At 66.2% G+C, this 21,588-nt stretch carries 18 protein-coding genes and 1 pseudogene; 14 read left to right on the plus strand and 5 right to left on the minus strand.

All coding sequences use genetic code 11. The annotated features are described in order from the left end of the window. Window positions 1–49: 49 nt before the first annotated feature. The 10 genes from QE389_RS03210 to QE389_RS03255 all read left to right on the plus strand — a co-directional run bounded on the left by QE389_RS03210 (window position 50) and on the right by QE389_RS03255 (window position 7,705). The gene (locus QE389_RS03210) at window positions 50–520 is read left to right on the plus strand and encodes a MucR family transcriptional regulator (RefSeq protein ID WP_307364604.1); all 471 of its coding nucleotides are present in this window, start codon (window positions 50–52) and stop codon (window positions 518–520) included. Window positions 521–1,100: 580 nt separating this feature from the next. After that, window positions 1,101–1,433: a DUF736 family protein gene (locus QE389_RS03215; protein WP_307364606.1), complete on the plus strand. Its 333-nt coding sequence runs from the start codon at window positions 1,101–1,103 to the stop codon at window positions 1,431–1,433. 180 nt (window positions 1,434–1,613) lie between these two features. Next, window positions 1,614–1,853 carry an AlpA family transcriptional regulator gene (locus QE389_RS03220; RefSeq protein ID WP_307364608.1) on the plus strand — a complete coding sequence of 80 codons (240 nt, stop codon included), beginning with the start codon at window positions 1,614–1,616 and terminating at the stop codon, window positions 1,851–1,853. Further along, window positions 1,846–2,415, plus strand: a complete 570-nt coding sequence (locus QE389_RS03225; RefSeq protein WP_307364610.1) for a S26 family signal peptidase — start codon at window positions 1,846–1,848, stop codon at window positions 2,413–2,415. Before QE389_RS03220 ends, QE389_RS03225 begins: the two co-directional genes overlap by 8 nt. After that, a complete protein-coding gene (locus QE389_RS03230) occupies window positions 2,403–3,086 on the plus strand; it encodes a lytic transglycosylase domain-containing protein (protein WP_307364612.1) in 684 nt (227 codons plus the stop codon). The genes QE389_RS03225 and QE389_RS03230 overlap by 13 nt, the downstream gene beginning before the upstream one ends. A gap of 240 nt (window positions 3,087–3,326) precedes the next feature. Next, on the plus strand, window positions 3,327–3,992 hold the full coding sequence (locus QE389_RS03235; RefSeq protein ID WP_307364614.1) for a DNA methyltransferase: 666 nt from the start codon (window positions 3,327–3,329) through the stop codon (window positions 3,990–3,992). Between the two features lie 334 nt (window positions 3,993–4,326). Next, a complete protein-coding gene (locus QE389_RS03240) occupies window positions 4,327–4,485 on the plus strand; it encodes a hypothetical protein (RefSeq protein ID WP_307364616.1) in 159 nt (52 codons plus the stop codon). Window positions 4,486–4,890: 405 nt separating this feature from the next. Beyond that, window positions 4,891–6,870, plus strand: a complete 1,980-nt coding sequence (gene rlxS, locus QE389_RS03245) for a relaxase/mobilization nuclease RlxS (protein WP_307364619.1) — start codon at window positions 4,891–4,893, stop codon at window positions 6,868–6,870. A 56-nt stretch (window positions 6,871–6,926) separates the two neighbouring features. Further along, entirely contained in the window at window positions 6,927–7,121 is a 195-nt protein-coding gene (locus tag QE389_RS03250; RefSeq protein WP_307364623.1) for a hypothetical protein, read from the plus strand. An 8-nt stretch (window positions 7,122–7,129) separates the two neighbouring features. Continuing rightward, window positions 7,130–7,705, plus strand: a complete 576-nt coding sequence (locus QE389_RS03255; protein WP_307364624.1) for a Fic family protein — start codon at window positions 7,130–7,132, stop codon at window positions 7,703–7,705. A gap of 196 nt (window positions 7,706–7,901) precedes the next feature. Here the strand turns inward: QE389_RS03255 and QE389_RS03260 are convergent, their stop codons facing one another. Continuing rightward, window positions 7,902–8,246: an ATP-binding protein gene (locus tag QE389_RS03260; RefSeq protein ID WP_307368887.1), complete on the minus strand. Its 345-nt coding sequence runs from the start codon at window positions 8,244–8,246 to the stop codon at window positions 7,902–7,904. Between the two features lie 402 nt (window positions 8,247–8,648). Between QE389_RS03260 and QE389_RS03265 the strand changes: the two genes are divergently transcribed. Beyond that, on the plus strand, window positions 8,649–9,341 hold the full coding sequence (locus QE389_RS03265) for a hypothetical protein (protein WP_307364626.1): 693 nt from the start codon (window positions 8,649–8,651) through the stop codon (window positions 9,339–9,341). A gap of 171 nt (window positions 9,342–9,512) precedes the next feature. Here the strand turns inward: QE389_RS03265 and QE389_RS03270 are convergent, their stop codons facing one another. The 4 genes from QE389_RS03270 to QE389_RS03285 form a co-directional block, all read right to left on the minus strand. Then, entirely contained in the window at window positions 9,513–11,999 is a 2,487-nt protein-coding gene (locus tag QE389_RS03270) for a hypothetical protein (protein ID WP_307364629.1), read from the minus strand. Between the two features lie 140 nt (window positions 12,000–12,139). Then, complete coding sequence (locus QE389_RS03275; protein ID WP_307364631.1) at window positions 12,140–13,333, minus strand: SIR2 family protein; 1,194 nt, start codon at window positions 13,331–13,333, stop codon at window positions 12,140–12,142. A 317-nt stretch (window positions 13,334–13,650) separates the two neighbouring features. Beyond that, the gene (locus QE389_RS03280) at window positions 13,651–16,110 is read right to left on the minus strand and encodes a S8 family peptidase (protein ID WP_307364633.1); all 2,460 of its coding nucleotides are present in this window, start codon (window positions 16,108–16,110) and stop codon (window positions 13,651–13,653) included. Between the two features lie 19 nt (window positions 16,111–16,129). Then, window positions 16,130–17,137 carry an AAA family ATPase gene (locus tag QE389_RS03285; protein WP_307364635.1) on the minus strand — a complete coding sequence of 336 codons (1,008 nt, stop codon included), beginning with the start codon at window positions 17,135–17,137 and terminating at the stop codon, window positions 16,130–16,132. Between the two features lie 255 nt (window positions 17,138–17,392). Here QE389_RS03285 and QE389_RS03290 point away from each other — a divergent pair. The 3 genes and pseudogenes from QE389_RS03290 to QE389_RS03300 all read left to right on the plus strand — a co-directional run bounded on the left by QE389_RS03290 (window position 17,393) and on the right by QE389_RS03300 (window position 21,578). Continuing rightward, window positions 17,393–18,828, plus strand: a pseudogene (locus tag QE389_RS03290) (IS1182 family transposase). Window positions 18,829–19,111: 283 nt separating this feature from the next. Continuing rightward, on the plus strand, window positions 19,112–21,157 hold the full coding sequence (locus QE389_RS03295; protein WP_307364637.1) for a conjugal transfer protein TraG: 2,046 nt from the start codon (window positions 19,112–19,114) through the stop codon (window positions 21,155–21,157). A gap of 10 nt (window positions 21,158–21,167) precedes the next feature. Then, complete coding sequence (locus QE389_RS03300) at window positions 21,168–21,578, plus strand: CopG family transcriptional regulator (RefSeq protein WP_307364640.1); 411 nt, start codon at window positions 21,168–21,170, stop codon at window positions 21,576–21,578. The last annotated feature ends 10 nt before the right edge of the window (window positions 21,579–21,588 follow it).

A 21,588-nucleotide genomic window follows, 5' to 3' on the forward strand; every position in this document is an offset into this window, starting at 1 on the left:
CGTCTCGTCTTCGGTCGTCTAATCTCCGGTCTTTCATACCGGGGGTTCCATGACCGAAGACGCCGCGCCGACCACCGACATCCTCGGCCTGACCGCCGACATCGTCGCCGCCTATCTCGCCAACCACAGCCTCGCGCCCGACGCCGTGCCGGGCCTGATCACGGCCACACACGCCGCCTTCGCGGCCCTCCAGGGCGGGGCGGTCGAACCGCCCGCCGAACCGGCCCCGCTCCCCGCCGTCACCGCCCGAAAGTCGCTCGCCGATCCCGAGGTCATCATCTCCATGATCGACGGCAAACCCTATAAGAGCCTCAAGCGTCACCTCTCCAGCCACGGCCTGAGCCCGGCGGACTATCGCGCCCGTTACGGCCTCTCCGCCGACTATCCGATGGTGGCCCCGGCCTATTCGGAGCGGCGGCGCGCGGTCGCCCTGTCCCTCGGGCTCGGCCGCAAGCCCGCCGCGCCTCCGCCGCCGGTCCCCAAGACGACGCGCGGCCGCACGCCGTCGAAGGCCGATTGAGGATGGCGGCGCGGCGCTCTTCATCCTCTTGACCGGCCGCGTCGCCCGGGGCGGAGATCGTGCGATGCGCATGGTTCCCGGCGGGATGAGCGTGGCGGAATCCGCAGGCGCGCCGGACCCCGCCCGAGCCTGATCGACCACCGGCCGCGTGCCCTCGGCCGCTTCGGCGACGGGCGGGCGGCGCGGCGCTTCCCGCCTTCGGATCGACCGCCTGACGCCGTCGGGGCCGCGCCGGATGGACGGGCAAACGCACCGATGACGACGACGGCCCCTCGGGCGGGGCGAACGGTTCGGCCGCACGGGCCTGACGGTCGATCGTCTTTCCGTCCGGTCCGCGAGGCGACCCCGGCGTCGACCGCTCGAACCTGGGGGCGTCGCTGGGCCGCCCGAAACCATCGCGCGGAACTGTTTTCCCCGCCGTGCTTAGCCCGGCTCCTCGCGGCCGCTTCGCTGCAAAACAGCCCCGCGCTCCGGTCGTCCGCTTCGCTCCCGCCCTGCGGGTTCGGCAATCCCGACGCGCCCCTCTCGGTTCGCTGTCGCCGGGGATCGGCCTCGGCGCACAGACGAAAGGAACACCATTATGTCTTCGCTCGGAACCGTCGTCCGCGACCCCCAGGCCAATGCCTTCACCGGCGGTCTCGCCCTGCTCGGACGCCGCACCCCGCTGCCCATCGAGATCACGCCCAACGCCGAAAAGCGGCGCGACAACCAGCCCGACTATCGCATCTTCTCCGGGTCGAGCGAACTGGGCGCGGCCTGGACCAAGGTCGGACGCGAATCGGGACGCGAATATGTCTCCCTGCGCATCTTCCACCCGCAGATCGGCAACCAGGCGATCTACGCCACCCTCGGCAAGGCCGCCGGTCAGGACGACGACGACGTGTTCGCCATCATCCCCAACGAAGTGCCCTGATCCTCCCGGCCCCGCGCCGCCCGGCGCGGGGCCGCCTGTTCCGTTCCCGTTTTCGGCCCCGGACGATTCCTGAGGGCCCCGGAATCGTCCCTGCCGGAGCCGTTGCATCCCGGCTTCACTCGCACCGTTCCCGGGCGGCGCGCTTCCCCGCCGTCCGTGACCTCAGCGACGGAGGACGCCGTGGACGACGACCCGAACACCCGCGCCGCGCGCGCCAAGCGCGGCAGCCCCTTCCTCAACACCGCCCAGGCCGCCTTCTACATCGGCCTCGCCAAATCCACCCTGGAGCTGATGCGCCAGCAGGGCGGCGGCCCGCGTTATCGGCGCCACGGCCGCTTCATCCGCTATCATATCGACGACCTCGAACATTGGTCGCTGACCAATCGCGCCCCCGCCTCGCGGAGCGGCCACGATGACTGAGCCCCGCCGCCCGTCGCCGGTCCGCTGGCAGCCGCCGCTCCGCCGCGACCGGCGCGACCGGGCGCGGCGCTGGCTCGCCGCCACCGCCGCCGGCCTCGCCCTGGTCGGTCTCGCGGCGGGCGTCGCCGCCGTCGATCCCGCGCCACGCCTGATCTGGAATCCCTCCGCCAGCGCGCCGGTCGGCCTGTGGCGCATTCACCCCGAGCCCGTCCGCGTCGGCGACATGGCGCTCGCCCGAACCCCCGTCGCCGTCCGCCGTCTCGCCGCCGAGCGCCGGTATCTGCCGATGAACGTGCCCCTGCTGAAGCGCGTCGCGGCGGCGGACGGCGACGTCGTCTGCGCCCTCGGACCCTGGCTGTTCGTTAACGGCGACCTCGTCGCCACACGCCGCCAGGCCGACCGGCGAGGCCGTCCCTTGCCCTGGTGGCGAGGCTGTCGGACCCTCGACGACGACACGATCCTGCTGCTGATGGACGCGCCGGACTCCTTCGACGGGCGCTATTTCGGGCCGGTCTCGCGCTCCTCGGTGATCGGCCGGGCGACCCCGCTATGGCTTCGCTGAGGGGCGTCGCCCTCGCCGCGCTGCTGGCGGCGACGGGGCCGGCCGGGACGGTCGCCGCCACGCCGCCCGCCGCGCAGAGCCCAGTTCCTTTCCCGCCCGCCGTCGAACGCTGGCGTCCGCTGATCGCCGAGGCGTCGCGGCGTTTCGGCGTTCCCGAGCCCTGGATCGCCGCCGTCATGCAGGCCGAAAGCGCCGGCCGCACCCATCTGAACGGCCGTCCCATCGTCAGCCGGGCGGGCGCCATGGGGCTGATGCAGGTCATGCCCGACACCTATGCCGCGATGCGGCGACGCCATGGCCTCGGTCCCGATCCGCACGACCCGCGCGACAACATCCTGGCGGGAACCGCCTATCTCCGGCTCATGCACGACCGCTTCGGCTATCCCGGTCTGTTCGGGGCCTACAACGCCGGACCCGGCCGCTACGCCGAGCACCTGGCGACCGGGCGACCGCTTCCCGCCGAGACGCGCGCCTATATCGCCCAGCTCGCCCGCACGCCCGCCGATCCGGCCTTGCCGCCCGCGATCCTCTCTGGCGAGCGGCTGTTCTTCGCCGTCGGACCCACCCCGTCCACGTCCGCGCAAGGCGCCGCCCCGCCGACGTCCGGCGGCCTGTTCGCTATCCAGCGGAAGACCCCGGCCACCGATCGCCCGCCCGACGATCGTCCATAGTCTCCGGGGAAGGCGGCGCAGAACGCGCCACCGCTCAATCCGTCTTACGGGGGGAGAGAACGCGCGGCTCCCTCTCCCCCGCAACGACAATCGGCGGGCCGTGGCTCAGCCGCGATGCGCCTTGCGCCCGCACCACCCCGGCGGATTCTCATTGCCCCCCGTTCCCCCGCTGCTCGCCGCGAGGCAGGGTTTCAGCGCCGACCCAAGGCGCGGAAACCCCTGACCCAAGGAGCTACGGTCATGCAGTCCGCTTCCATTCCGCCGACCACGCCGCGCAACCGTATCGCGCGCGGCGATTGCATCCGCATGATGCAGCAACTCGCCAATGACAGCGTCGATCTTGTCGTCACCGATCCCCCCTATCTGTGCCGCTACACCGACCGATCCGGCCGCACCGTCGCCAATGACGACAACGACGCATGGCTGCGTCCCGCCTTCCGTGAGATCCATCGCGTGCTGCGGCGGGACGGGTTCGCGGTGAGCTTCTATGGCTGGAGCGCCGTGGACCGTTTCGTCGCCGCCTGGCGCGAAGCGGGGTTCTCGGTCGCAGGCCATATCGTCTTTCGCAAGCGATACGCCTCCTCGACCCGGTTCCTGCGCTACGAACACGAACAGGCCTATCTGTTGGCCAAAGGGCGACCGACGCCGCCGCATCAACCTATCGGGGACGTGATCGACTGGCCCCGCGCCACGGGCAATCGCCGTCATCCGACCGAAAAGCCCGTGGAGATACTGCGCCCGCTCATCGAGGCGTTCAGCGCTCCCGGCGACGTGGTGCTGGACCCGTTCTGCGGTTCGGGATCGACGCTTGCGGCGGCGCGGGACGTGGGCCGCGACTTCCTCGGAATCGAACTGGACCCTGCTCACTTCCAGACCGCCCGCACACGGCTCGGCCTGCAATCCTAGACCAGAAGGCGGGACGGCGGAGCTTGGCCGTCCCGTCGAACGGCGGTGTTCGCCGCGCCGCCTGGACGCTGCGGCAGGCGTCGGGACAGGGGCTGTCTGCTCAGGACGGCCCAGCATCCGGGGCGGAACGGGCCGCGTCAAGGACGACGGGGCCCCACCATTTTTCCCGGCGGATCGCGGGCGTCGCACCCCCTCGACGGTGTGGGCCGCCGGGAAAAATCGTGACCCCCATCGCCGCTGCGCGGTCGCGGACGCGATTGCGTCCGCGATCCCAGACCCGGCCCGCTCCGCCCCGGAAGGCGACGTCATCCTTCACCAGAAACAGGAGACGACGATGACGCTCTTACACCATATCGAGGAACTGCGGGCCGAGCTTTGGAACTGCAACGACGGCGAGGAATGCCGCCGGATCGAGGCCGAATTGCAGGCCGCCGAGAGGGAGAAGGCGGCGCTGGACGAGGCGTTCGAGGCCTGGCTGGCGAACCCGAACTGAACGGGTGTCCATCGGGAGAAGCGGCGTCGCAAGGCGTCGTTTCTCCCTCTTTCCGGTGATCGTCGGACGCCCGGTTTCCCGTCGAGCGCGTGACGCCGTGGAGCGGGTCGGACGTCTGCGGGCTGGGGTGGCGGAGGCGGCGGGAGGGCGCTGAGGGCCGGAGAATGGGAGGGAGCGCGTAAGGCAAGATGAAACAACAGCGCCACTTCTCCGAAGTGCGCTGCAAGTATTTGTCTGCACATCGTTTTTTGCGGCCCCGATGGCGCCATGATCCGGCACATGGCGCCATGCGCCGCTCAAAGCCAGCGTTTCCGGGGCTTTCGGTAGCGCCAATAGGCAAGGGGTTTGCGACGCGCCATGTCGATCCTGAACGGCCCGGATTCGCGGCCGACCGGAGACCCCGCCATGCCCGTCGACGACGATTTCGAACCCCGCCTCGGCCGCCCTGGCGCGCAGGGCAAGGCGCGCGGCCGGAGCTTCGTGGGTCAGGTCATGAAGGCGGCCAATCTGGCGCGCGGCGGCCGGGCGGCGGGACCGGGCCGACGCGGCTTCACCGGCGCGCGGATCGGACGGGGTTCCGGCGTCGGTCGGGTGCTGGCTTCGCGCGAACGTTTCGCCGCCTTCCGCCAGCGCCGCGTCGTCATCAAGTCGCGGATCGTTCGTCTCGACGGCGCCAAGGGCCTCAGTCCGGCCCGCGCCCATCTGCGCTACATCCAGCGCGACGGGGTGACGCGCGAAGGCGCGCCTGGCCGGCTCTATTCGGCCGAGGCGGACCAGGCCGACGGCCGTGCCTTCCTCGACCGCCAGGCTGGCGACCGTCATCAGTTCCGCTTCATCGTCTCCGCCGAGGACCGCGCCGAGTACGAAGACCTCAAGCCCCTGACCCGTCGCCTCATGGCGCAGATGGAACAGGATCTTGGAACCAAGCTCGATTGGGTGGCGGTCGACCATTTCAACACCCGCCATCCCCACACGCACGTCATCGTGCGCGGCAAGGACGAGCGCGGCAAGGATCTGATCGTCGCCCGCGAATATCTGACCCAGGGGATGCGCGAGCGGGCCGCCGAACTGGTGTCGCTCGACCTGGGGCCGCGCGCCGACGTCGAGATCGCCGACCGCCTGCGCGCCGAAATCGGACAGGAGCGGCTGACCACGATTGACCGTCGGCTGATGCGCGACGGGGATGTCGGCGGCATTGTCGCCGCCGTCGATCTCGATCCGTTCCAGCAGACCCTGCGCGCCGGGCGCTTGCAGACGCTCGGCCGGCTCGGTCTGGCGCAGGATCTGGGCGGCGGTCGCTGGCGGCTGGAGCCGGGGTTCGACGAGACCCTGAAACGGATGGGCGAGCGCGGCGACATCGTCCGCACAATGCAGCGCGCCTTCACCGCCCACGGGATCGAGCGTCCGGGGCTGGATGCGGTCATCGCCGATCCCGCGACCATGACGCCCCTGGTCGGTCGGCTGGTCGAGCGCGGCCTGTCGGACGAACTCAGCGACCGGCATTACCTCATCGTCGACGCCGTGGACGGGCGGCTTCACTATGTCGACATCGGCCGAGGCGAAGCGACCGACCTCATCCCGAACGGCGCGGTCGTTCGCATCGTCCCCCGGTCGATCGAGGCGCGCGCCGTCGATCATACGGTGGCGGCGGTCGCCGAAGCGAACGGAGGACGCTACAGCATCGACCTGCATCTGCGTCACGATCCGTCGGCGACGGAGCGGTTCGCGGAGACCCACGTCCGCCGGCTGGAAGCCATCCGCCGGATCACCGGCGGCGTCGAGCGCGACGCGGACGGCGGCTGGATCATCGCGCCCGACCATGTGGCGCGGGCCGCCGCCTTCGAGGCGCGTCAGTCCTTGGCCGAGCCGGTGATCGTGGAAACTCTGTCGTCGATCCCGCTCGACCGGCAGGTCGGTCATGACGGCGCGACCTGGCTGGATCGCGAACTGGTCTCGGCCCAACCGGAACGCTTGCGCGAAGCAGGGTTCGGCGCCGAGGTCTCGGCGGCCAAGGCCCTGCGCCAGCGCTGGCTGGTCGAGCAGGACTTGGCCGAGGAAGATCAGGGCCGCCTCGTCTATCGCGCCAACCTCCTGACCCGGCTACGCCAGCGTGAACTGAACCGGGTCGCGGGCGGCCTCTCCGACGACCTGGGCAAGACCTATGTCGAGAGCCGTTCCGGCGACCGTGTCGAAGGCGTCTATCGCCGCCCGGTCGAACTGGCCTCGGGCCGCTACGCCCTGATCGAGAAGTCGCGGGAATTTACCCTCGTCCCGTGGCGGCCCGTGCTGGATCGGCATCTCGACCAGTCCGTGTCGGGCGTGATTAAGGGCGACGGGATCAACTGGACCATCGGACGCGGGCGAAGCGGGCCGACGGTCTCTTGAACGTGCAAAGCGCGTGCGAGATCGCTATATTAGTTCTTACGATTCAGGAGATGAAAATGGCGGGAGCGAAGACGATGGCGAACACCAAGGGCGTGACGCTAGGCCTGTCGCGCTTCGCCCGCATCAGCGCGGTCGAGGGCCTTCGCTTGTCCGACACCGCCGAGCGGGAATTTTGCGAGGACGACCGTCGAGAGGTCACGGCCGAACAGCGACGCGAGCGCATCATCGCCAAGTACGCCGCAAACGGCTGACCCGACGGGTGTACGAGGCGTTCGACGATCCCTACTGCTATCCGGGTACGCTCGTTCTTCGCAACAGGCTGGGATTGAAAGATCCCGAGGCGCTTGAAGCCTTCGAGACCGAGATCAGCACGGCTCGCGCTGCGGAGCCGCTGCCCAGGGGACGGCTCAGCGTAACCCACTATCGCGCTGTCCATCGCCACCTCTTTCAGGACGTCTATAACTGGGCGGGCGAGTTTCGGACGGTGCGGATCGCCAAAGGGGGAAATGCCTTCTGCTTCCCCGAGTATATCGCGCCGGAGATGGCGAAGCTGTTTGCGCGCCTGCGGGGTGAGGCATGGCTCCGCGACCGCGACACGATTACGTTCGTTGACGGCGCGACCGCCTTCCTCAGCGCCCTCAACCAGATCCATCCGTTCCGCGAGGGCAATGGCCGCACGCAGCTCGCCTTCCTTGCGGTCCTCGCCGATCGGGCCGGCCATCGGCTGGAGTTCGATCGGCTCCGCCCGGACGCCATGCTCCATGCCATGATCGCCAGCTTCCACGACGAGACCGACCCGCTGCGCGTGTTGCTGGCAGCGCTGGTCGCCGACTGAGGTCACAGGCCGCCCGGGCCGCGTGACCTCGCCTTGGACGCGGCATCTGATATCTTTGAAGCGCCGACCAAGGTCGACCACCACCAGCGAACTATCCGTACACTGGCGGATGCGGCTGAGGGATGCGGCGGACCGCTGCTCACGAGGATCGGGCCAGGCTCGTGAACACCTGTGAACTGGCAGGCGCGCATGCCGCTCATCCGACGTTAACGCGGTCGCTTACCAGCGTCACCTTGGCGACCAGGCCTTCGCCCTGCCGGTGGTGCAGGGTCAGCGACCCACCCAGCTCGACGGCAAAGTCACGGGCGATCGTCAGCCCAAGCCCGATCCCGCCTGCCTGGCGGCTGCGCGATGTTTCCGCCCGGACGAACGGCTCTATGATCCGTTCGAGGTCGGCATCGGCGACACTTGGTCTTTTGTCCGCGACAGTGACTTGAATGCCGCGCGGCAGCTCGATCACGGACACCTCAACATCGGCCGTATAGCGAACGGCACTGTCCACCAAGTTCGCGACGATACGGCCTACCTTGATGGGCGGCAGACAAAGTCAGGTAGTTGGCGGTCGCTAGAAGGGATTGGCTGGTTGACCAGCCACTGTTTCGAGTCCTCACCGGTTGCAGACATTCCCAAAACTGATCTGGGGCGCCGCCTTCACGTCTCTATTGGATCATTCGTTCCGCAAGATGTGGATTGCAAAGTGGAAACAGCGCGCGCATGAAACAACCAGAGCTTGAGTGGGCTTATGAGACGATCGACTGCGCTGGATGCGGATAGCCGCCGCATTCTGGTTTCCAACGACTTTGGCGACTACGCCAGCCTATTCGACGCCTTCAGAGCAAATCGGGGGCCGCGCTTTCAGTCAGGCGGAGATCCGTCAGATTGTAAGTAGAGTTCAGACCGCGCTTGCTGTGCGTGGATATCAACGCTGTCCACAGCAACCGGAATGATCCATCTCGGATACCTCCGCTTCCTAGCGGGCTTGCACGGCGGACCGTCAGGTCTGCGGGCTCGCTTAAGCCCAGGTACGCCGATTGAGGTGCTAGTCAGCGCCTTCGGCGACGACATCAAGCTGGATCTTCACGCGCGTCCCGGTCTCTTGACGGCGCTCCGCGACCCTCGGGACGCCGTCTTCTTCCCTGCGCTTGAGCTGCTGCAGATGCTGGTGGCTGAGACTAACGTGTGGACGAAGCGGCAAATGGGAGCCGAGGTCGCAGCGGCTCTTCTCGACCGTGTGTTCGAGAAAGCCGAACTGGATGTGGGCACGGGGCGGGCTCGGATCAACGAGCGTGCGGAGGAAGCCCGCCGCCTCGGGTTAGCTTCCCTGTCGGAGCTGACGGACACCTTGGGAGATCGGAGGATGACGATCCAAACCGAGCGGCTGTACAGGCTCCAAGGTGAACACCATCGGAAAGGTGGGCTTCAGATTTTGCAATCAGACCTTGCCGCAATTCGCCCGTTGTCCAGCGAAGAAGACTTCGCGTGGTCGGAAGTCCTTCGTGCGGTCCGTGCCCCCAACCACGCGCGAGTCGCATCCTATTTCCAGCGCAACCGGACCCTCAGCGGCGTCTTTGTTAGCCGGCAAACTTCGGGACTCGGTCCGCGACGCGACCGCCCCGCCGCGCCACTTAATCGGTAGTGGCGCCAGGACGCCGGCGGTTGGAGCGACCGGCGCCCGACCCCATGCTGAGTCCGAGGTCGCAACATCAGTTTCCTTGGGGGCAGTGATCACACGAACCTTCAGCGGGCCGGCTGGGCTGGATCGACGCCTCGGGCTCTGACACCAGCTTCAAAATCGTTGTTTCTAGGTCTAGCGTCGCGCCAAGGCGGCAAGCCGCGCGAACCGTCGGTCGTTCACGGCTCCCGACCAGCGGGCCGTCATCGCGGTGAGGGCGACATCGAGGTCGTGCGGAATAACCGCCCCTTCTTCCTCGCCGATAGTCCGGTCCAAAAGGGTGAGCATCGACCTGGCCTCTGGCTGGGTCCGCGGGAACTTGAGTTCGCGACCTCCTCCGTCTTCACGGACATAGAGTCGGTACTCCCAAAGGGACCACACGTCGAACGGCATCAGATAATCGCCTAGAGCAGCAACGGCCTCCGAAAAGGCCGTATCAGCCGCCGCCGGCAGGGCGGCGAATGCGTCGGCCACCTCGGAGGATTGGACGGACCGGTCCCGGGGCCAGCCGCGCGCCAAGATGGGCAGGACGCCAGAGGTGAAGGTTTCCTCCGGTGCCCTAGCGTCGGCGACAAAGCGGGTCAGGGCGCGCGCGCAAACCGCTCGGATCTGAGGTCCGCCAAGTCTCAGGATCTGTTCGACCTCCACCAGACTCACCGGCGGGTCGGTCCCGCCGCGTAATGCTATGGCCACGGGCAGGATCAGGCGTTCGGCCAGTCGCGATCGCACGTCTGGCGACAGGCGATCATCGAGGATTCGGCGCACCATCTCCGTGGCGATCATGTTTAAAGCGTCTGGGGCAAGCAGGCCGATACGGGCGATGGCGTCCCAGAGTTCAGGCGCCACCCCGTCTTGGGCCGCCAGCGGTCCGAGCAGCCTGGCCTGCGTCCAGGCCGGATCGACATGATTGAGGAAGGGCACCTGAAGCAGGAGGCGGTATAGCCCCTGTCTCCCCCCTTCGCCGGGCGTGTCGACGATGAGATCCCGCGCCTGCACCAAGGCGGGGTCCTCGAACGCCGTTTTTGCCGCGTCGCCTTTGGGGAACAGCCCGAAGTAAGCCGACATCATCCGGCCGGCCGCCGTATTGAGTGAAAGTGAGGCTAGGCGTTCGGCGGGCGCCTCATCGAATGGCGCGTCGTCCGCAGTTTTCGTCTCCGCCACGGTGGCGGCGGCGGCATAAGGCCACCACTCCAGCCAGAGCGGTAACATGCGCGCATCGTCTGGCAGCCGACCTAGAGCTTCCTCAAATAGGTGTGCGACACCGGGCGCCGCCGCCTTACGGGCTGAGCCCGGAACGCCGCCAAGAAGGTCGATGAAGTCGGAAACCTGCGCCGTCTCCATCCACCCCGCATCACCTTCCTCCACACCGATCCGGTCGCGGATCGCGAAGGCGAGGGCACCGACGATCCGGCCTCGGCTCAGAAGCGCCGGCTCCGCCCGCATCCGGTCGAATACCGCCCTCCAGTTCGCTCCTATGGCTTCTAAGGTTTTGCGGCCGTCAGTGTAGGGGTTATCAGTCAGGGCCGCCTCGATCTCAGCGAAAGCGGTCGCCGAGGTCAGATCGAGATCAAGCCGCGACTTCGATGGGACATAGCTGTCGCCGGTCCTGTAGAGATCGTCGTTCCCCCAAATAGCCTCGAGGTAGGCACGGTCGGCCAACCAAGCGATCGAGCCTGCGGTCAGTACCGTGCCCGCCTTCTGCATCCGCCGCAACTCGGCATAGGCGTCCCCGATCTGCCGTTCGTCGCGGCGGGCGCGCGACAGGTCCCGGCGGAAGAGGCGGGCTGGCGGCCCCCGGCGAATCCGGCGCTCTAACTGATCGCGGACATCGGCGGTCAGATCCCCGTGTCGGCGACTGCGGAGCTCGGCGAATTCCGGATAGGCATGGACGCCCCAGAGCTCCTCCTGAGACATTGAAAGGGCCCAAGGGTTGAGCCGGTCGGCCGGAACGACGGCGGGATCGAGCGCGGCGGCAGCCCAAAGACGGCGGGCGATAGGCCAATCTTTCAGAGCCAGCCCGTCGACCCGCTTCGTGGCGGCCGCAGAATCGAGTGCGCTCAGTCGAGAAAGGGCCGCGCTGACCAAGCGTGTAATCGGCATGAAACCGCCGCGATATTTGTCAGGGTCCTTGTCGTCCCCGTCGGCGGCCATTTTGCCATCGCTGTCGACTGGATAGACCCGCGCGATCCAGTTAGCAGACCAGGTTAGTCCTAGTCGATCGGCCTGATGCAGCCCGGAGAACAGCATGCCTTGCGCGCGGTCGAGTAGTTCCTCCCACACACGAGCGTCATCGCAATCCGCCAGTCCGATCTCGGCCAGCCGAACATGGTGGTCAGGCTCGATGTCCAGCGAGAGCAGGTCCGCGACCGTTCGGGGTTTGCCACGCACCGGCTCCCGGAGTGGGCTGCGGGGCCTAATCTTCAATCTGGGTGCCGCCAGATCAACGATGGAGCCGACAAAGATCCGGGGATCGATCCCGCGCCGGATAGCGTCCTTGATCTCGATGAAGGTCATGTCGGGATCTTCGGCGGTTCCGTCACGCCAAGCCTCAATCACGCAGCGCCACGCCGTCATGTAGAGTTCCGGCAAGGCTTCCGCTCGCGAGAAGACGGCGTCACGCACGGCGCGCCGCTGGGCATCCGCGCTCGGGCCTAGCGCCGCCGCCCAAACCAAGACCGTCCGATCCTGTAGACGACCCTCAATGAACAGGCGGGTTGCGCGTCGCACATGGTCATCGACGGGGCGGGGTGTACGACGTCCCATCATGAGCTCGACCTAGGTTCGCGCAGCACCTTGATCGCCTCATCGAGCCAGCCAGGGTCAGCGCCGATCTGGCCAAGGAACCGGGCTAGAGTGCCCTGTTCAGTTCTGAGGGCGCGCCGGAAGATGTAGCCGAACAGCGCTACATCGGCCTCCGCAGCCTCGCCTCGAGGCTTGCTACAGACTTGCTTGAGCTTTCTTCGGGCCCACCGATCTTCTCCGGTTGGCGGAATGCTCGCCGCCCAGGCCTTCAGCAACCTGGCGAGCTCTTCATGTTGGTCGGCCTTGTCATAACAGATCGGAATAATGGAACGCGCCGACCAGTCTTCGCCGATGGTGAGATCCCCCGCGTCCCGTGGTGCAAACACGTAGCGATCCTTCAGATCAGGGAAATGCAGGCTGTCGCCCGCCACCGCGTTCATCAGATAGCGGAACGGCGGATCGTTGACGCTGTAGCCGACGATGACAAGGTGGAAGATGCGCGCGGCGTCATAGATAAAATCCGCCGTCAGCCGCCGCCTGAGATAAAGATCTCCGAAGTCTTGGTCGGTAAGGACAAGCTGACGCGATTGCTTCGCATCCAATACTCCGTGGATGTGAAAGACGCCGTTGAAGCCCGGCCCACTACTGGCCCTCGGCAGGCCTTCCAGTCCGTAGCTGGCGACTTTCTCAGGTCTCGCCGCCTCCTCGTGCAGCCGGTCGAAGTTGGTCGTCGCGACTAACAGCTCACCGAAGCGTCGCGCCAGCAGGTTAATCGAGGCATGCAGAGCATTGGGGGATACGGCCGCGTCGAGAACCTCTCGGGCGGCCGCGCGCAGGCTGCTGACGGGTTCGCTGGCGCGGGCCATACGACGCTCGAGCATACCCAGCACCATGTCGAACTCATTGGAGATGAAGCGCTTGAACTCGGCGCATTGGCGAGGATCGAGCCCTTCCATGAACGCCTCGATGGCCTTTGGCACGCTCGAAGGCGAAGTCTTTTCCTCGATCCACTCGTACATCGCCTGACCAAGGCGAGCGTCGAGGCGCTTGGCGATCTCGCAGACAAGTCCCTGAAAATTGGGAAGACTGGAAGGCGCCGGAGCCGAGACTCCTGCCCCGGTGAGAAACAGGACCCGCCCCTGGTCACGCGCCAGCATCAGGTCTTCGGGCAGACCGGGGAGGTCGTCCTCCAGATAGATCAGGGCTTCGGTCATGTCGGCAGTCGAGAGTTCGACACGGTTTTGCCAGCTCCCGTCAAGCTTGTGGAGGTTGGTATGTCACCGTCAACGCACCGTCGGAGCCGGGGAGTAGTGGGTTTGCTTTTTCCATTCGCCCAAAACCGGACCATACGAACCGCAGCTTTGAGTCAGGCACGGTCATTTGCTGATGTCGCAGATGCGCCAAAGGCGCCCATTGGCGCATTCACGGAAACGCGACGCGCCAAGTCCACACCAAGCTTGGTAAAGCAGCTATAAGGGCGTTACTTCATGAACTGATCGCATCATTCGGCTGGCGGTTGCTGCTAGAGCTGTCAAGCGTCCACCTGGACCGCCACCGCCGCCGCAACCTCGGCGTGAAGATCTATTTCGGTATCACCGGCGTCGATCGTCACCACGAGAGCATATCGCATGCTGCGGTTCACCCGATCCTTGACGCCCTTCCACCAGCCGCCGACCGGAAACACCGCGAGACCGTTTCGATCCGCAAAGTCCGCCGCGGCACCTCGCCATTCATCAACGTGAAGCGATCCGGCGGAAATCGACCGTTCGCCAAGCACGCGCGCCGCATCGACCTCGGGGACATCCACCCCAGCCTCCTCATCTAGAGAAGCCAGTTGGTTGATCCGGGCAGCGAACTGCATCGATGTTTCATTCCGCAGCTGAAAACCGAACCGCAAGCCTGCGGACCGGTAGCGCGCCGCCAGGATCGATCCGGCCGCGTTGGGGTTGGGTTCCACGAAGTAAGACAGGGTGGCGCGCACCCGAACCTGATGCGCGCCCAATTCCAGTAGGGCGTCTCGCGGCCATGGGAGCGTGTAGAAGTCCGCCTCCTTGGAGGTCGCATGGGTTGCGCCTTTCGGCTTCTTGAAAGGCTGAATCTCGCGCTGCGCGACCAGGGCCAGACTATTGCTGGCCGAAGCCGCCGCACGGTCAAGGCTGGGAACCCCATATCCGAAATGGCGCAACCAGCGGAGCCGCTCCGACTTGCTGTTCGTCTGCAGCAGGCGTGTCTCCATCCATGGCGACCAACGAGCGCTATGTACGAGGAGAGCCCGTATCGTTTCTGGCCAGAGGTCGCCGTGTTTCGACCAAAGGCCTGCTGCCATGCCGGATCCGACGGCAGTTGCGGCACTGGTCGCCCAGGACACTGAAAGCGGATCAGTGACGGGGGATGCGCTCGTCGTCAGCAACGAAAGCGACGGCATGCCGCTTAGCATGCTCTCGTCAGCGGGATCGATGCCGCGGTTCCCGGCCTCGACGACCAGTTCCGGCTTGATCGGTGCGACACCCCTATTCCAAGCCGAAGAAATGCGGCTGTAGGGGCTCAGCGCGCCGGCTTCAGCGGCGACCTTCCAAGCCTCGTATCCCTTGTCGACCACCTCGACCTTGTCGGTGACGCCACCGATGGTCAGGACATTCCAGGCCTGAGCGGGATCCTCGATCTCGAAATCTTCCCATTGCTCCAGATCCGTGAGGGTGACATCGTCTTGCAGATTTCCCGCTGAAACCATGATCAGCCGGTCTGGTGCCTGCGGGCCCGGTTCGGCGCATTCGAAGGCTGCGGCGTCCAAGGCCGCGCTCCAGCTGGTCGCTCTTGGGCCGTGCACACCGATCTGGGTGACCGCGAGGCAGTAAATCCGGCGTGTCTGCGGAAAGGCGATTTCCGGAATTGCGATCGCCTGAGCGGTGATGAGGCCGAAGTTTCCCGGATCGGTGGCCGGCAGGGTCGGCGGATGGACGAGCTTGACGGATTCCAGTGTGTAGTCGATCGGGATGGGCGCATGAGTCTGAAAGACCGGCGACAGGTCGCCGAACGCAGCGAGGCCGGCCATCTCGGAACCGTGTCCGTCATGGTCGTCGAACCCCCACTCCCTCTTGACGGTGAAGCGACGGTCAGGAGGTAGGACGGGCGCGATCATCGCATGGGCGATATTGACGCCCGTATCGAGGACGCACAGCGCCGTGCCTGAGGCGTCGGCGGCGCGTTCAAGGCGCTCGACCGCCTCGTCGACCCAGCCATGTTGGTCCGGCCGTTTCAACCCCATGAAATAAGCGGCCGTATCTCGCCCCATGCGAAGTTCGGCGACGGCGTCGCAACTGGCGACTAGACGCGAAATCGCATCTCGTGTCCCATGGACGTAGATCAGAACCCGCTCGGGGAAGACAAGCTGGTCGCCGGCGACGGGAAGGCCGAGCGCCTGTGCTTTGGTCACGGCGTTCTGGACGCGATCCTGCCAGCACCACAGCTCCCACCAGGTGCTGGTGTGGGGCTCCGGCAGGGCGCGGCTGTCCGTCCAGAGATTCTCAAGACGCGCCTCGAAGAAGCGTTCGATCGGCGCGAAGCGTCCATCGTGCCGCGGCTTGCCCGCCGCAGTCCGCTCCTGACCGTATTCGTTCAGCCTGGCGGTGACGAATTCGCGCGCTGCGTCAGGCACGAAAAGCGTCCCGCGAACCGAACCGCTTTCAGTCCGGTCCAGCGCGCTGACCCGCACACCTTGCGTTTTCCACTCTAGATCCGGCGCAGGACCGTTGGGCGCGGTTTCCACGCCGACATAGGCACCCGGTTCCCCGACGGTGGCGTCGCGCTCGCCGAGAAGGCGGGCTGAGGCAGCTTCAATCGCCGATGCGAAGTCACGGCTGAGAGCCTCGGCATGCGCTGCTGCGATCCGGGCGTAGTCCCGGGGAACAACGGCGAGATTGGGTCTGCGATAGGCTTCAGCCGTAGCAAAGGATTCGACGCGGATATGGCGCCGATTGTAGGCACTGGGCATGCGCCCCCCGATTCATCAACTATGAGTTGATGAATACGTCAGTCATTACGTCTCGCATAGCCCGTCGAGATTGCAGCGCGACTTCGACGTCCGCCACACGCGCTTTCTGCCGATCGGCCATGATGGCGACCTTGACCGCCTCGTCCGCCGCCCGAGCCAGTTCGCCGTAACTGAGCCCATCAGCCTGTTCGGCCACGCGGCTCCAGCTCCCCGTACGCGGCTTAAGCTTTCCGAGCCGTGACTGGATCAGGGCGACGGCTTCGTCGGCGCTAGGAAGGCCGTACTCTATGATGTCGTCGAATCTGCGCAGCAGGGCGCGATCAAGGAGCTCGGGATGGTTAGTCGCGGCGACTACGACGCTGTCAGTAGCGTTGCTCTCCTCCATGAATTGGAGAAAAGAGTTCAGTACGCGCCGAATTTCGCCGACGTCATTGTCGGCCGATCGACGTCCGCCAATCGCATCGAATTCGTCGAACAGATAGACACCCCGCATCTGGTTGATCTGATCGAAGACGAGACGCAGCTTCGCCGCCGTCTCTCCAAGGAACCGGGTGATCACCGTGTCGAGACGGATGGTGAAGAGCGGTAGGTGAAGCGTGCCGGCGAGCGCGCTCGCCGTCAGGGTCTTGCCCGAACCGGGGGGGCCGACGAGGAGCAGGCGAGAGTTGGGACTCTGGCCGTACCGGCGAAGCATGTCCCGTCGCTGCTGCTGAGCGACGAGCCCAGCGAGCCTCTCGGAGATAGCCGGTGTTAGGGTCATGTCGTCGAGCGTGACCCGGCTGCGGGTCTCTGTCATCAATCCATCGAGCGCACCACGAGGGCGACTGATTGAGGCGACGGCCGTCGCTTTCGGCACCGGCGTTTTGCGACCGATGTCGTCGGCGATCTTCTGCAACGCCTTAGCGGTATTCGCATGGCCTAGGCGCGATTCCGTTGCGGCCATCTGCAAAGCGATCGTGCGAATCCGCTCATCGTCGCCGTCGACGTGGCCGGCGAGCATTGCGATGACCTGCTTGGCTGAAGGCATGGTGAATCCCGTACTCTCGGCGCGGCCGCCGACGTCGCTCTCTAACTCAACCCTACCGTGATTCAAGGTAGAGTTTCCACGACCAACGTGCGGCGAATGAAACACGCCGATGCAGGATGAGGCTAGCGTGAACTGACAGCACTAGCGTAGGCCTGCCCGGTGGCGGACTTCGCCAACGGCTGCAAAGAGTCGAGGCTGTGTGAAAAGGCGATCGGCGAATTAGCTTATCCTGCTGAGGTCAGCAGGAGGTGGGTTATGAGCCGCTTCGTTCAGGGTGCCGATCGCCGGCAGCAGACGCTGCTTCCCGAGTGTCTTGACGACTATGTGGCCGAGGATAATCCGGTCCGTGTGGTTGATGTCTTCGTCGACGAACTGGATATGAAGGGTCTGGGGTTCGAGGGCATGACGCCGGCGGCGACTGGCCGTCCGGCATATCACCCGGCCATGTTGCTGAAGCTCTACGTCTACGGCTACTTGAACAAGGTGCAGTCCAGCCGGCGACTGGAGCGTGAGGCGCAGCGCAACGTCGAACTGATGTGGCTGACGGGACGGCTGGCGCCCAATCACAAGACCATCGCCGACTTCCGCCGCGAGAATGGCTCGGCGATCCAGGCGGCGTGCGCCCAGTTCGTGGTGCTGTGCCGACAGTTGGGCCTGTTCGGATCGGCGCTGGTCGCCATCGACGGCTCGAAGTTCAAGGCGGTGAACACCCGCGACAGGAACTTCACCGCCTACAAGGTGAAGCGCCGGATCGAGCAGGTCGCCGAGCACATCGCCAGCTATCTACAGGACCTCGACACGGCCGACCGCCACGAGGGCGAAGCGGCCGAGGCGCGCTCCGGGCGACTGGTCAGGTTGAGCGACTGCGGGCCCAGATGGCGATGCTGAAGGCCATGGAGGCCGAGGTCGAGGCGTCGCCTGACGGCCAAATCTCTCTGACCGACCCCGACGCCCGCGCTATGGCGACATCGGGTCGGGGGAGTGGAATTGTCGGCTACAACGTCCAGTCCGCCGTCGAAGGCGAGCATCACCTGATTGTTGCTCATGAGGTGGTGATGACCGGCTCGGACAAGCAGCAGCTGGCGAACATGGCGGGTCAGGCCAAGGACGCAATGGGCGTGGAGAGGCTCGATGTGCTGGCCGACCGAGGCTACTTCTCCGGCGAAGAGATCCTGGCATGCGAGGCCCTGGGCGCGACGCCCTTCGTGCTAAAGACGCTGACGTCAGGCGCAAAAGCGAACGGGCGCTTCGGCAAGCAAGACTTCGTCTATCTGCCTGATCAAGACGTCTACCGTTGCCCGGCCGGCTCCCTGCTTTCATACCACATGACCGTCGTCGAAAGAGGCATGACGCTGCATCGGTACTGGGATCGCGCCAGTTGCGCCGGCTGCTCCCTGAAGGCCCAATGCACGCCAAGTATTGAGGGGCGCGTCACCCGCTGGGAGCATGAAGCCGTGATCGACGCGCTCCAGACCCGGATGGACCTAAGGCCCCGGGCCATGCGAGAGCGACGAAGCCTGGTCGAACACCCGTTCGGGACGATCAAGGCCTGGATGGGCCACACCCACTTCGTGATGAAGCGACTATCCAACGTGAAGACCGAGATCGGCCTCCACATCCTGGCCTACAACATGAAGCGGGTGATAGCGGTACTGGGAGCTAAACCGCTGATGGAGGCGATTAGGGCCTGAAACGATGGTCCCTTGCACCTCGGCACCTGACGCCCGCTGAACGGCTCCGCGCGTTTTTACACAGCCTCAGTCAGGCACGGTCAGACTCAGCCCTTCGCGTCTGACCGAATAGGTGTGAGGGTGGTTTCGAAGCGGTCCATGAGGTTCGAATAGATCCGCTCGCAGACCCGGTTGAACCGGGGCGAACCGAGGCGGAGCCTATATAACGCTCGCACCCGGTTTGGCCTGAATCCTGACCCCGATCCGCGCCGCATCCCGCCGCGCCGGAGTCGGGAGACCGGGCGTGACCCCCACCAAGCTGCTCATCGGCCAGATTATCGTCTGCTTCGGCATGGTGATCTTCGGCGTCTGGGCCGCGACCCAATGGGCCGCCGCCATGCTGGGCTATCAGGCGCAGCTCGGCGCGCCATGGCTGATCGCCTTCGACCTGCCGGTCTATCGCCCTTGGGCGCTGTTCGGCTGGTGGTATCACTACGAGGCCTATGCTCCGGAGGTGTTCGACAAGGCCGGCATGCTGGCCGGGGCCTCGGGCTTCCTCGCCTGCGGGGCCGCGATCGCGGGGTCGCTGTGGCGGGCGCGGCAGAACCGCAACGTCACCACCTACGGCTCCTCGCGCTGGGCGACCCGCCGCGAGCTCGACCAGGCCGGACTGTTCAAGGACGCGGGCGTCTTCCTCGGCCGCCAGGGCGGCAATTACCTGCGCCACGACGGCCCGGAGCATGTCATGGCCTTCGCACCGACCCGTTCGGGCAAGGGCGTGGGCCTCGTCGTGCCGACCCTGCTGTCATGGACGGGCTCCGTCGTCATCCACGACATCAAGGGCGAGAACTGGACCCTGACAGCCGGTTGGCGCGCGCGCTTTTCGCACTCCCTGCTGTTCAATCCGACCGACCCCCGTTCAGCCCGATACAATCCGCTGCTGGAAGTGAGGAAGGGTGCGGACGAGGTCCGCGACGTCCAGAACATCGCCGACATCCTCGTCGATCCCGAAGGCGCGCTGGAGCGTCGGTCTCACTGGGAGAAGACCAGCCACTCCCTGCTCGTCGGCGCGATCCTGCACGTCCTCTACGCCGAGGAGGAAAAGACCCTCGCGCGCGTAGCGACCTTCCTGTCCGATCCCCAGCGCAGCTTCGCCCACACCCTGCGGCGGATGATGGCGACCAACCACCTGGGCACGAAGGAGAAGCCCCAGGTCCATCCGGTCGTCGCCTCCGCCGCGCGCGAAGTGCTGAACAAGTCCGAGAACGAACGCTCGGGCGTGCTGTCCACGGCGATGTCCTTTCTCGGCCTCTACCGCGATCCGGTGGTGGCCCAGACCACGGCCGCCTGCGATTGGCGCATCGCCGATCTGGTCGACGCCCCGTCGCCGGTCTCCCTCTATCTGGTCATCCCGCCGTCCGACATCAGCCGCACCAAGCCCCTGGTCCGGTTGGTGCTGAACCAGATCGGCCGCCGCCTGACCGAGCGGCTGGAGGGCGACCCGAAAAAGAGCCGCAAGCACCAACTCCTCATGATGCTCGACGAATTCCCAGCGCTGGGACGGCTCGACTTCTTCGAGACCGCGCTCGCCTTCATGGCCGGATACGGCATCCGCGCCTATCTGATCGCCCAGTCGCTGAACCAGATTTCCAAGGCCTACGGCGAAAACAACGCCATCCTGGACAACTGCCATGTCCGCATCGCTTTCAGCTCCAACGACGAACGGACAGCCAAGCGGATTTCGGACGCGCTCGGCACCGCCACTGAACTGCGCGCCCAGCGCAACTACGCCGGCCACCGTCTGGCGCCCTGGCTCTCCCACGTCATGGTCAGCCGCCAGGAGACCGCCCGCCCGCTCCTGACCCCCGGCGAGGTGATGCAGCTTCCGCCCGCCGACGAACTGGTCATGGTCTCCGGCCTGGCGCCGATCCGGGCCAAGAAGCTGCGCTACTACGAGGATCGCAACTTCACGTCGAGGGTCGTGTCGCCGCCCAGCCTCGACACAAACGATGGCGTCTATGCCGATCGCCCCAAGCCTCGGCCCGACGATTGGGACGGCCGGGTCCGCGCGCCGCACGCCGGCCTTGCCGCGATGGCCGACGACGAGATCGCCGACGCCGTCGCGGACGAGGGCGGGCTCCAGCAGCAGCGTCATCCCGGTCTCGCCGAGGAAGAAGCCGCCGTGCGAGCGAGAACGCCGGAACCCGAGACACTTCCCGGAGACGAAGACGAGACCGATCCGGCCCTCGACCGCCGCGCGCTCAGCGATGTCGCCCGCGCCCACGCCATGAACAGCGGCGCACCGCACGACGCCGGTCATCGCGGCGACGACCTGCTGCCGAGCTTCTGAGGGACCGCCAATGAAACCGCGCCATCACCTCTATCTCGACCCCGAGCTGACAGAGCAGCTCGACGCCCTGGCGAAGAAGCCCGGAACATCGAAGTCGGCCATCGTCGCTGACGCCCTGCGCAGCCATTTCCGCCGGCGCGGGATGCGCGAGGTCGACGATCTCCTGAAGGTCAGGCTCGACCGGATCGGCGCGGACCAGCGCCGGATCGCCCGCGACATGGACGTGCTGCTGGAGAGCCTGTCGCTGTTCATCCGCTACCAGTTCAGCCTGACCGCCCAGATTCCCGAGCCCGACGCCGCCGCGCGCGCGGTGGGTCGGGATCGCTTCCAGAAGTTCATCGACCAGGTCGGCCGCCGGATCGCCGACAAGCCCGCGCGCGCCGGGCTAGGGGATGCCGCCGAACCGGGAGAGGCGGCATGACGCGCGCCAA

This window comes from Brevundimonas sp. SORGH_AS_0993 (genome assembly GCF_030818545.1).
Classification (GTDB): Bacteria; Pseudomonadota; Alphaproteobacteria; order Caulobacterales; family Caulobacteraceae; genus Brevundimonas.